The sequence below is a fragment of the Pseudomonas sp. JL2 genome (genome assembly GCF_031570495.1).
Classification (GTDB): domain Bacteria; phylum Pseudomonadota; class Gammaproteobacteria; order Pseudomonadales; family Pseudomonadaceae; genus Aquipseudomonas; species Aquipseudomonas rhizophila.
The window spans coordinates 1-12,558 of record NZ_JAKUDH010000031.1; the positions used below are offsets into that span (position 1 = coordinate 1).

Genomic DNA, 12,558 nt, shown 5'->3' on the forward strand with positions numbered 1-12,558 from the left:
CGACGCCTTCGCGAGCAAGCTCGCTCCCACAGGGGAGCTGTGGTGTTCATGGCTAATGTGTTCAACACAAACCCAATGTGGGAGCGAGCTTGCTCGCGATGAGGCCAGCCCATGCGCTACAAAACTAATGCCTGTTGATAAACCCCGACAGCGCCGCCACCGCCTCCGGCGAGCGCAGTCGCTGGGTGAACAGCCTGCCCTCCTCTTCGATCACGGCGCGCAGTTGTTCCCGATCCGGGGCCTTCATCAGTTGTTTGCTGATGCGCACCGCTTCAGCCGGCAGCGATTCGAAGCGCAGTGCCACGTTCCGCGCCTTGGCCAACGCCGCCTCGCCACTGTCCAGCGCCTCGGTGGCGATGCCCCAGGCTGCCGCCTGTTCGCCGCTCAAGCCCTCGCCCAACAGCAGCAACTGCGCAGCCCTGGCCTGGCCGAGCAGCCTCGGCAGAATCAAGCTGGAGCCGAATTCCGGGCACAACCCCAGGTTGACGAACGGCGTTCGCAGCCGCGCGTCCCGGCTGACGTAGACCAGGTCGCAATGCAACAACAACGTGGTGCCGATGCCCACAGCCGGCCCGGCCACGGCGGCGATTACCGGTTTACGACAGTCGAGCAGGCTGAGCATGAATTCGAATACCGGGTTGTCGAGATCGGCCGGCGGCTGTTCGAGAAAGTCGACAATATCGTTGCCGGCGGTGAAGCAATCATGAGACCCGCAGATCAGCACCGCGCTGATCTGCGGGTCGGCGTCAGCCATCGCCAGGGCTTGGGCCAATTGGCTGTACATGGCCCGGGTCAGGGCGTTTTTCTTTTCCGGGCGATTGAGGCGCAGGGTCAACAGGCCGCGTTCGCGCTCAAGTAGCAGGGTGTCGGTCATGGTCGGTCTCGCGTCTGAAGATCAGCGCTCAACCACGGGTCAGGAAGACATCGGCCAGCAGTTGATTACGCGGCAGGCCAGCCAGGTAGAGGCGCTTGGCAAAGGCCTCGACCCGGTCGGGATGGCCGCAGAGTAAGGCCTGGGTTTGCCGGGAAACAAGCCGCAGTTGCGCCAACGCAGACGGCGCCTCGGCCGTGGTCAGCAGCTCCACGGTGAGGTGTTGATGCTTGGCCGCCAGCGCTGCCAGCGGTTTGGCCAGATAGTGCCCGGCGGCATCATGGGCTACGTGAATAAGACGAATCGTGCCTTGGTGATGCTGATGCAGGGCTGAGCGCAAAAGACCGAACAACGGTGCCAGGCCGGTGCCGGCCGCCAGTAGCCACAGCGGCTTATCGTGCCACTCGGGATCGTAATGCAGGGCGCCGCCGCGCAATTCACCGAGAAAAATCGGGTCGCCCGCTTTCATCTGTCGCGCCGCATTGATGAACTGGCCGGGCTCGCGGCAATCGAGGTGAAACTCCAGGAAGCGGTCTTCTTCGGGCAGGCTCGCCAGGGAATACGGCCGGGCGACATCGCCGGCCCACAACACCAGGTGCTGGCCCGCCCGATAACGCAGCGCCCGCTCAGGAATAATGCGCAAGCGCAGCACGTCGGGGCTCAGCCAATCCGCGGCGGTCACCTGGGCGGCACGGCCGTCGCGTTGCGGGTCAAAGGTGTGGATCTGCACATCCTCGATCACCTGGCACTGACACGCCAGCCGCCAGCCTTGCTCGCGCTGCGCGGGGCTCAAGGCGTCGGGCCGACTGTCGCGCACGTCACCGTTCACGCACTGCACCAGACACGCATGGCAGCTGCCGGCGCGACAACTGTAGGGCACGGCCACGCCGCCCTGATTCAACGTGTCCAACAGATTGCTGCCCGCCGCCACCGTCCACTGCCGGTCGGCGACTTTTACTTCAGGCATCGACATTCTCCCAGGCAGCGGCGCACTGATTGCGGCCGTCTCGCTTGGCACGGTACAAGGCCTGGTCGGCACGCTGCAATGCGTTGTCCAGATCGTCGCCGGTCTCCAGCATCGTCATGCCCACCGACAGGCTGAGGGAGCCGATCTGCAAGCCGATCAACTCGACTTCAGTAAATGCCAGGCGCAGCCGCTCGCAACAGGCCGTCAGCCGCGAGGGGTCGCAGGCCGGCAGCAGCATGACGAACTCTTCGCCACCGTAACGGGCCAGCACATCACCTTCGCGCAGGCAGGCCGTGGCGATGCTGGCGAACGCCTGAAGCACCTGATCACCGGCGGCGTGGCCGTGCAGGTCATTGATGCGTTTGAAATGGTCGAGGTCGATCAGGGCCAGGCCATGGGCAACATTGGGCCGGAGTGTGTTGAGCTCACGGGACGCCAGGCGCAGGAAGTGCCGGCGGTTGAATAAGCCGGTCAGTTCATCCGTGGCCACCAGGTCTTCGAGCTGACGCATCATGCCGCGCAGGGTGTCCTGATGCGCCTGCAAGGCAAACCGCCGCTGACGCATGCGTTGGCGCGAGTTCTGTACGTAACTGGCATAGAGCACCAGCCACACCAGCACGATAAACAGCACGCACACCTGTAACGCGGCCAGCGTGGGGTCAGGAAGCCTGAAGAAGTAACCGTCCCAGAGGGTAATGGCGGTGAAACTGAAAAACACCAGCATCGCGCAGCGCACGAAAGCCCGACGGGACAAGTGGAACAGCCCGAACAGCAGGATCAGCACATAGAACACCAGGAACACGCCCCGAGCCTGGTCCAGATGCGCCATCATCCAGGTCTGCCAGCCCAGGCCAATCAGTACCTGTATTTCAGTAAGACTGGGGTCGGCGAACCGCAGATTGCGGTCGGTGATAAACAGCGCGAACAGCCCTGCCTGGCACAACACCACCAACACGCTGCCGATGATGACATCGCGCAACGAATCGAGGTAATGACCACTGAAATATGCCAACCACAACAACACCAGTGCCAGCGCGTAAGTCGCGGCCGCCAAGGCGAAGCGTTTCAGCAAAAGACGTTGAATGGCGTTATGGGTCAATCGTTGACTCACCATGGGAAAGGAACTGACAGGAGGCGTCCTACGCTACAGGCCAGACGCCACTTTAGTGGCGTGCAGGGCAAATGACCATTCAATTCTGGAGCAGAAAAATGGCGTCAAAGCAATGGCCTAAATTGACGCAGTTGTTCGAGGCTGGCTGGTCCCCTTGTGGTGAGGGGATTTATCCCCGTTGGGCTGTGAAGCAGCCCGAAAATGACTGAAGGCAAACAACCTGACACACCGAGGTGACTGACTTTCAGGGCTGCTGCGCAGCCCAGCGGGGATAAATCCCCTCGCCACAAAGGCAGCTCGCTCCCACAGGGTGCTCGCCTGCGATATACTGCCGCGCCTTTTTAGTGTCGCGCCAGCATGCCCGGCGTGCCTTAAGAGGTGCCGTCCGTCGACCGATGCACCCAAACGGACGGCACCTTATTGAATGTTCCCGTCTTTAGAGAGGAGCGCGACTCATGACCGTGATCAAGCAAGATGACCTGATTCAGAGCGTTGCCGACGCCCTGCAGTTCATTTCCTACTACCACCCCGTGGATTTCATCCAGGCGATGCACGAAGCCTACCTGCGCGAAGAATCGCCAGCGGCCCGTGACTCCATGGCGCAGATCCTGATCAACTCGCGCATGTGCGCCACCGGCCATCGGCCGATCTGCCAGGACACCGGCATCGTGACCGTGTTCGTGCGCGTGGGCATGGACGTGCGTTGGGATGGCGCGACCATGAGCCTGGACGACATGATCAACGAGGGCGTGCGTCGCGCCTACAACCTGCCGGAAAACGTCCTGCGCGCGTCGATCCTCGCCGACCCGGCTGGTGCGCGTAAAAACACCAAGGACAACACCCCCGCGGTGATCCACTACTCCATCGTTCCGGGTAACACCGTGGAAGTGGACGTGGCGGCCAAGGGCGGCGGTTCCGAGAACAAGTCCAAGATGGCCATGCTCAACCCATCCGACTCCATCGTGGACTGGGTACTGAAAACCGTACCGACCATGGGCGCCGGCTGGTGCCCACCGGGCATGCTGGGTATCGGCATCGGCGGCACTGCGGAAAAAGCCGCCGTCATGGCCAAGGAAGTGTTGATGGAGTCCATCGACATTCACGAACTCAAGGCCCGCGGCCCGCAGAACCGCATCGAAGAGATGCGCCTGGAGCTGTTCGAGAAGGTCAACCAACTGGGCATCGGCGCCCAGGGCCTGGGTGGCCTGACCACCGTGCTCGACGTGAAGATCATGGACTACCCGACCCACGCCGCGTCCCTGCCGGTGTGCATGATCCCCAACTGCGCCGCCACCCGCCACGCCCACTTCGTGCTGGACGGCACCGGCCCGGCGTCGCTGGAGGCACCACCGTTGGACGCTTACCCGGAAATCGTCTGGGAAGCCGGTCCATCGGCGCGCCGCGTGAACCTCGACACCCTGACACCTGAAGACGTGCAGAGCTGGAAACCGGGCGAAACCGTCCTGCTCAACGGCAAGATGCTCACCGGTCGCGACGCGGCGCACAAGCGCATGGTCGAGATGCTGAACAAGGGTGAAACCTTGCCGGTGGACCTCAAGGGCCGCTTCATCTACTACGTCGGCCCGGTCGATCCGGTAGGCGACGAAGTGGTAGGCCCAGCCGGCCCGACCACCGCCACGCGGATGGACAAGTTCACCCGCCAGATCCTCGAACAGACCGGCCTGTTGGGCATGATCGGCAAGTCCGAACGCGGCCCGACCGCTATCGAAGCGATCAGGGACAACAAGGCGGTCTACCTGATGGCCGTCGGCGGCGCCGCTTACCTGGTGGCTCAGGCGATCAAAAAGTCCAAGGTTCTGGCGTTCGCCGAACTGGGGATGGAAGCGATCTACGAGTTCGAGGTCAAGGACATGCCCGTGACCGTTGCGGTCGATAGCAAAGGCGAGTCGGTACACATCACCGGCCCGGCGATCTGGCAGAAGAAAATCAGCGACAGCCTGGCGGTAGAAGTGCAGTAACACGCACGTTGACGCCGTAAAAAAGGCCGGTGGGCGACAAACTCACCGGCCTTTTTTTATCAGCAGAAAACCTGTGGGAGCGAGCCTGCTCGCGATAGCGGTGGGTCAGCTTGCATCCATGTTGGATGTGCCTCAGTCATCGCGAGCAAGCTTTGCTCCCACACTGGATCTTCAGTGGACCCCGACCTATGTTCAGCCAAGCCTCCCACACAATGCTCCCCGCCGGGCGTGAGTAGAGCCGTTCATCGGCATGCCCGCCTACCTGTCAGATCTGACAGGTTACCCAAGGACCATCTCTTGGCATCCTGAAGTCATGCCGGGTATTCGCCCTGGCGTCGGCTAACAGAGATGATCCCGATGGCAGAACAAGCGCCCCTCCAGATCGTGACCCCGACCATCGCCGGCAGTGCTTCTATCGCCACCCTCGGTAACAGCCTCGGCCCTGTCGGTACGCGAGGGGCAAGTTCTTTTGAACTGCCGTTACCCCTGTCCGCCGCCCGCCACCTGACGCCGGCGCTGACCTTGAATTACAGCAGCCAGGGCGGCAACGGCATCTTCGGCATCGGCATGCAGCTTTCCATCGCCAGCATCACGCGCAAAACCAGCAGAGGTGTGCCGCACTACGCTGATGAGGATGTCATGGTCGACGCCGATGGGGTTGACCGCTGGCCCGAATTCAACGCCGAACCGCTCATTCGCCCCCTGGCGGGCCCCGGCAGTGCAACGTGCTCGGTGGTGCGTTATTACCCCAGGACTGAAAGCAGCTTCGATATTTATGAGCTGTGGACACCCACCGACGGCCAGGCACCCTTCTGGCGTGTCCAGGGCAGCAACGGCCATGTGTATTGCTACGGTAAAACCGAAGCGTCGCGCATTGCCGAACCTGAAGCCGAACCCGAGCCCGATCCCCCAAAACCACCACGCATCGCCGAATGGTTGTTGCTCGAAGAAGTCAGCCCGGCAGGCGAGCACATCTATTATGAGTACCAGGCCGACCCCGGCGCGCTGGACGGCCCCCACGACTATCGCGCCCAGCGCTACCTGCGGCGGGTGTGCTATGGCAACGCCAGCGCCAGTGACACCCTGTACTGCTTCGAAGAGCCCGACCCGGCCCAGCACAACTGGCACTTTCACCTGCTGTTCGACTACGGGCAACGCACCCTCGATCTTGCGCAACAACCTTCCTGGCAAGCCCCCGAAGAGGCGCCCTGGCTGCTACGCAGCGACCCGTTTCACACCTATCGATACGGTTTTGAGGTCGGCACCCGGCGCTTGTGTCATCAGGTGTTGATGTTCCACCACTTCCCCGCCGTGGCCGATACTGAACCTGCCCTGGTCCGGCGGCTGGTGCTGGAATACACCGCCACTGCGCTGGGTTACAACCTGCTGACGGCCGCCCACTATCAGGATTGGGACACTGAAGGCGGTGTCGATTACAGCCCTCCGGTGGAATTGCAGTACACCGATTTCGACCTCAATCTGGCACCCGAAAAATTCTTCGACCTGGAGACAATGCCCGCCCTCGAAGGCAACCGGCATTACCAATGCGTGGACCTGTATGGCGAAGGTCTGCCGGGGTTTCTGTGCCGTTACACCGATGCCTGGTACTACCGCGAGCCTGAGCGCGCCGGGCCCGATGACGATGCCATCGGTTATGGCCCGTGGTCTCGCCTGGACAGTATCCCGGTCGCCAGCCAAAACCCGGCCGTGATGCAGGTGCTGACTGACCTGACCGGCAGCGGCCGCCTCAATTGGGTCATTGCCCAACCCGGCATGAGCGGCTTCCATACCCTCAACCCGGACCGTAGCTGGTCGACCTTCACCCCGTTTGATCGTTTTCCGACGGAGTTCCTGCACCCCGCCGCGCAACTGGACGATTTGACCGGCGACGGTTTACGCTCACTGGCCATGGTCGGCCCCAAAAGCGTTCGGTTGTACCCCAATCTCCGCGAACAGGGGTTCGCCCCAGGGGTGAATGTGCCCCATGAACCGGACAGCCCCCTGCCATTGTTCAGCGACTCGCGCAGCGAGCTGGTGTTGTTCGGCAATTTGCTGGGCAGCGACAGCACCGAGCTGTGCCGGATTCGCTTCGATGAAATCAAGTGCTGGCCGAACCTGGGTCACGGGCGTTTCGGCGAAGGTTTTGTCATGAGCGCCCTGCCCTTCAGCTACGGCCAATTCGACGCTGACCGGGTGCGGATCGCCGACCTGGACGGCGCCGGAGCGCCCGCGCTGATCTACCTTAACAGCGACTGTTTCGATATTTACCTCAACCACGGCGGCAATGGCCTTGAGCAAACTCCCGTCAAGGTGCCATGGCCGGCGGGCGTGCGGTACGACAATCTGTGCCAGGTCAGCCTGGCCGATCTGCAGGGGCTGGGTTGCGCCAGTCTGATTCTGAGCGTGCCCCACATCTCCCCCGATATGAAGCCCAGGCATTGGCGTTATGACTTCGTCGCGGCGCGGCCCTATCTGCTCAACGCCACCCATAACAACATGGGCTGCAGCACCACCCTGACCTATCGCAGCAGTGCGCAATACTGGCTGGATGAAAAACAACAGCGCCGGGCGCAGGGCGAGCAATTGGCCTGTTATCTGCCCATGGCCCTGCCGTTGTTGGCACGTCAGCAACAGCTGGATGAAATCACCGGCAATTGCCTGACCCAGCGCTTCACCTATTTCGAGGGCGACTACGACGGCTATCACCGTGAGTTCCGGGGCTTCGCTCGGTTGTACCAGGTGGACAGCGAGTTGCCCGACGGTGAAGTGCAAAGCGGCTTTACCGCGCCAGTACTGGTCAAGACCTGGTTCCACACCGGCCGAACCGTCAACCAGCCTCTGAAGGACTGTTTCGACGGCGACGATGACGCCGTGCCGCTTGGCCCGGCGCTGTTGAGCTGTTTTCATGAAGGCGACGAGGCCGACGAGATTATCGTGCCCGACCCTGAGACCGCCCGGGATATGGCTTATGCCTTGGGCGGCCAGGTGTTACGCACAGAAATCCATCCCGCCGAATCGGACGATACGGCCCGGCCCTACACCGTGACGCAACAACGCTATCTGCTGCGCCAGCACCATCCCCATCACAAAAGCCTGCTGGTATTGGAACTGGAGGCGCTCAGTCATCAATATGACGGCTTTACCAATGACCCGCAGAGCCAGCACGGCATCAATCTGAAATGGAATCTCTACGGCCAGCTTGTTCACGGCTTCATCGTCCATTACGCCCGACGCCTTACGCCGCTCGATCCGCCCCCCTTCGACGATGAAGACGAGAACACCTGGTGGCTCGACGCCCATGATGAGCAGCAGCAGGTGTTCCACCTTGTCGAGAGCCGGGCCGAGCACCTGCACCTGTTCGACGAAACCGGGTGGCGTCAGCGCCTGGGCCTGCCCTGGCGCAGTCGAGCCAACGCTTTGCAACGCCCCAAGGGCGAACTGCCGCAAGGCCTCAACCCTCGCCAGATCAGCTATGAAACCTTCCTCGCACATCACGACTCCCCGCAATGGCAAGCCGCACGGCAATTGGTTGCGCTTGAGGAACAGAACTACCTGCGTGACGACCAAGGCGATATTGCCTTCCAGGCGTTGCTCGGCCCGCTGGAGACGGCCGAGTTTGACAAGCAGGCACTGGACGCCTACGACGCCGTGCCACCGCCGTTCGACATCCGCGGGCAACTGGAAGAAATCGGCTTTGAGCCCATGCAGCTGTTTCTGCCTGAAGATCCGGACGAAGACACCGCCGAAAATCTCTGGTCGAAAAAGAGCGGTTTTGCCACCTACCAATCGCTTGATGGTTTCTTCCAGATCCACGCCCTGCAAGAAACCCAGAGCCATGGTGTTACAACCCTGACGTACGATGCCTATCACCTGATGACCACCGCCATTACCCTGCCGGACGGCTGTACGACCCAGATCGAATACGACTATCACTCGCTGTTGCCGCAGAGCATCATCGACGCCAACGACAACGTGCAGCAAGCGCTGTATGGCCCCGACGGCGTGCCTTTGGGCATTACGTTTTTCGGCAGCGAAAATGGCCTGCCGGCAGGCTTCGATGCCATCGACACCTACGAGCTGCCCGACGACCTGACACCGGCTTATGCCATCGAACACCCCGAAGCCACCCTGGGCAGAATCGCCAGTGCCGTGCGCACCGACGAGTTCAGCTGGATGGGCGCGCTTGACCTCGCCCAAGTCTCCCTTGCGCAGCGCAACGAGTGGATCAGCGCCCGCTACTTGATGCCCAGCGGCCATGTCCGCGCCAGGGCACGCATTCACCTGGCGCGGCTGGCCGAACGCAGCGCCGCCGAAGAACAGTTGTGGACGCTGATCCAGGCCACGGCCCGGGAGCCGGTTCACAGCGTCGTGCTGAGCGCCGATCGCTACCCGGACGATCCATTGCAACAGGTCCGCATCACCCTCAGCGCCATCGACGGATTCGGCCGCACCTTGCAAACCAAGCAGCGGGTCGAACCCGGGGAGGCCTATGCCGTGGCCGAGGACGGCTCGCTGGAGCTACAGAACGGGCAACCGTTGCAGCACCTGGCCGACCCGCGCTGGCGCGTCAGCGAACGGGTCGAGTACAACAACAAGGGTCTGGTCACGCGGGTCTATCGGCCGTATTTCGCCGACGCCTGGCGCTACATCAACGACGCCTCGCTGCGTCTGCACGGCTACCACGACCAGCAGTTCTACGATCCACCAGGACGCCTGGTCAAGGTCATCAATGCCAAGGGCTATGAAGCCTGGCATGTGCATCATCCCTGGTACTTGTGCGACCACGACTACAACGACACGGACCCGGGAAGCTGACGAGTGAGCAGGCTAACTCATGGCGGTACACCGGTCCTGTCGGTACTTGACGCACGAGCAGGCTCGGTCAGGCGAGTGGACTACTGGCGCCGATCGCCGAACGACGACACCCAAACGCTGGTCACGGCCCAGGCGTATGACGTCGCCGGGCGCCTTATCGCCCGATGGGACCCACGTTTCTACGGTACGGACACGGCCAACCTGCGCAACGACTACAACCTCACCGGTCAGCCGCTGCGTACCCGCAGCGTCGATGGCGGATGGCGCCTGGCATTACCGGGCCTGGCGGGTGAAACCTTGCAACGCTGGGATGAACGCGGCAGTCATTGGCGTATTGCCTATGACCCCCAACTGCGTCCGGTGGCTCTGGAGGAAAACAGTCAGGTCGCAGTCGATACCTTCATCTACGCCGATGCCACGGCCGATGCCGATCACAACCTTCGCGGTCGGTTGCTCGAGCAGGTCGACCCCTCGGGTACGTTGCTTCTGGACAGTTATAGCCTGGTCGGCCTGCCGCTCTGTGAGACGCGTATTTTTCACGACAGCAAGGCGTTTACCAGCCGTCGTCTCTTCGGGCCTTCGGGGGCTGTGCTTGAGCAGACCGATGCCGGTGAACACCAGCAACAGTCGCGCTACGATCTGGCCGGGCAGCTCAAGCAGGTGCAGTTGCGACTCAAGGGGCAAACCGACTGGCAGACGGTGTTGCACGATGCCCAATACAATGCCGCCGGGCAAATCATCGAACAGCACGCAGGCAACAGCGTCATCAGCCACTGGAGCTATGACCCGGCCAGCGCTCGCCTGCTCAGACAACGTTCACAAAAAGCCCCGGCCACCGCACTGGTGGACTTCGAATATGTCCACGACCCGATGGGCAACATCACCCGCATTCTGGACCATACCTATACGCCTACCCATTTCGCCAACCAACGAGTCGATGGCCATCGTGCCTTCAGCTACGACTCGCTCTATCGGTTGACCAGTGCCAGCGGTTACGACGATGGCCCGCCCTCGGATATACCTGGCCTGCCCCAGCCAACCGACCCCAACAACCGGCTCAACTACCTGCAAACCTATGAATATGACGAGGGCGGCAATCTGACCAAGCTCACCCATGTGCGTGAGGGTGCCGGCTACACCCGGCAGATGTTCATCGACCCGGGCAGCAATCGAGGGGTGCGATACCAGCCTGGAGATCCTGCCCCGTCATTCGACACACTGTTCGATCGCCATGGCAATCTCCTGGCATTGCAGCCTGGGCAGAACCTGCAATGGAACGCTCGGGACCAACTGGAAATGGTCACCCTGATCGACCGCGAAAACGCCGCCAATGACCAGGAACATTACCGCTATAGCCAAGGGACCCGGGTCTACAAACGTCACGAAACCCATACCGCCAAGCGCGACCATTTCCAGGACGTGCGCTATCTCCCGGGCCTGGAGATCCGCACCCGGGACAATGGCGAAGAACTGCACATCATCATCCTCGACACGGGCTTGATCAACGTCCGCTGCTTGCATTGGGTAATGGGCAAGCCGGCAGATATCGACACCGATCAGTTGCGCTACAGCCTGGAGGACCACTCAGGCTCAAACATGATGGAGCTCGATCAGCATGCGCAACTGATCAGTCACGAAGGCTATTACCCGTTCGGCGCCACGGCGTGGCTGATAGCCCGTCCCGGCGTAGAGGTCAGTTACAAGACCGTGCGCTATTCGGGCAAGGAAATGGACATCAGCGGGCTGTATTACTACGGCGCACGTTACTACGCGCCGTGGCTGCAGCGTTGGGTCAGTGCCGACCCGGCAGGGGATGTGGACGGGCTGAACAGGTATGCGTTCGTGGCCAACAATCCACTGCGTTATGTGGATACGGACGGGCAGGCAAAAGCCGAGAGCGTGATCGTGCTTTATTCAGGCTTTCTCTCCGAACTCAGTGGAGAGTCCAGCCAACTGCTCGGGCAGCTTCACAACATCATCCAGCAAAAAGGCGTGTTTAGAAGCCTGATGGGGAATCTGGGGGGAGAGCTGGTCAAAGGCGTCTTCGGCTATGAGACAGGCGTGCTGGGTGGCGAGGTGGTCGATCTGGTGCTGCCTGATGCCCCTTTCACAACGCCCTACACCACCACGGGTGGACTGATCGGTGGCAACGTCGGCGGCGATGTGGCCGGCGAGATCGCCGATCCGTTCGTGCATAGCGCAGGGTTGGTGGGCGCGCTCATACCGCAGACCTCAAAAATATCCGTTGAGGCGATCGATCGCAGACTCGGTATCGAGGGTGCGGTTAAAGACATCAAGAACTGGCGGCAGATGAAAGATGAGGTGATCCACCCGGCGCTCAACTCAGTCCTCAACCCCAGCTTCGTGATGAACCGGGTGATGGGGTCGTGGATCCCGATCATCGGCGGCACACTCAATATGTTCGCCCGGGCCATCGAGGGCGAAGACATCAAAAACCGCCTCGACCCCGTCAAGATCGGCAAAATCGAAACGCTACTCGCCGACTGGAAAACGGCTGTGGAGCAACGCGCTGCCTGGGCCGAAAATGCTTTCGATGCGTTAGGCTCCGATGTCATCTCCCCCGCAGACCTGCTGCCCAACGTTAACTTCATGACGTCCAAGGAAGCCCTGGCACCGATCAGTCGCGCCGCCTTGCGCAAAAGAACCCAAGCCACCCTGGCCAACATCAAGGCCGCGCAGCAGGGAATCACCGCTTACAAGGAAATGGGCACGACGGACAATTTGTGGGCGAGTTGGCATGCGCATCCTGTCGGCCATGGCAAGGGCCGCCCGAAATGGATGACCACGTGATCCA

The 12,558-nt window shown here is 61.5% G+C and carries 6 protein-coding genes; 3 read left to right on the plus strand and 3 right to left on the minus strand.

Going from position 1 to position 12,558, the window contains the following annotated elements; genetic code table 11:
* Nucleotides 1-124 precede the first annotated feature (124 nt).
* From MKS85_RS26420 to MKS85_RS26430, 3 genes are read right to left on the minus strand one after another with little or no spacing between them, the layout of a single operon-like run.
* Nucleotides 125-874: an enoyl-CoA hydratase-related protein gene (locus MKS85_RS26420; protein ID WP_160893284.1), complete on the minus strand. Its 750-nt coding sequence runs from the start codon at nucleotides 872-874 to the stop codon at nucleotides 125-127.
* A gap of 28 nt (nucleotides 875-902) precedes the next feature.
* The gene (locus MKS85_RS26425) at nucleotides 903-1,838 is read right to left on the minus strand and encodes an iron-sulfur-binding ferredoxin reductase (RefSeq protein ID WP_188250900.1); all 936 of its coding nucleotides are present in this window, start codon (nucleotides 1,836-1,838) and stop codon (nucleotides 903-905) included.
* Complete coding sequence (locus MKS85_RS26430; RefSeq protein ID WP_047227128.1) at nucleotides 1,831-2,937, minus strand: diguanylate cyclase; 1,107 nt, start codon at nucleotides 2,935-2,937, stop codon at nucleotides 1,831-1,833. Before MKS85_RS26430 ends, MKS85_RS26425 begins: the two co-directional genes overlap by 8 nt.
* A 467-nt stretch (nucleotides 2,938-3,404) precedes the next feature.
* On the opposite strand from MKS85_RS26430, the gene MKS85_RS26435 reads away from it, so the two are divergent.
* From MKS85_RS26435 to MKS85_RS26445, 3 genes are all read left to right on the plus strand, one after another.
* Nucleotides 3,405-4,928 carry a fumarate hydratase gene (locus MKS85_RS26435; RefSeq protein WP_047227110.1) on the plus strand — a complete coding sequence of 508 codons (1,524 nt, stop codon included), beginning with the start codon at nucleotides 3,405-3,407 and terminating at the stop codon, nucleotides 4,926-4,928.
* A 357-nt stretch (nucleotides 4,929-5,285) separates the two neighbouring features.
* The gene (locus MKS85_RS26440) at nucleotides 5,286-9,743 is read left to right on the plus strand and encodes a SpvB/TcaC N-terminal domain-containing protein (protein ID WP_310663164.1); all 4,458 of its coding nucleotides are present in this window, start codon (nucleotides 5,286-5,288) and stop codon (nucleotides 9,741-9,743) included.
* Between the two features lie 3 nt (nucleotides 9,744-9,746).
* Nucleotides 9,747-12,554, plus strand: coding sequence for an RHS repeat domain-containing protein (locus MKS85_RS26445; RefSeq protein WP_188250902.1), 2,808 nt, complete (start codon nucleotides 9,747-9,749; stop codon nucleotides 12,552-12,554).
* Nucleotides 12,555-12,558: the final 4 nt, after the last annotated feature.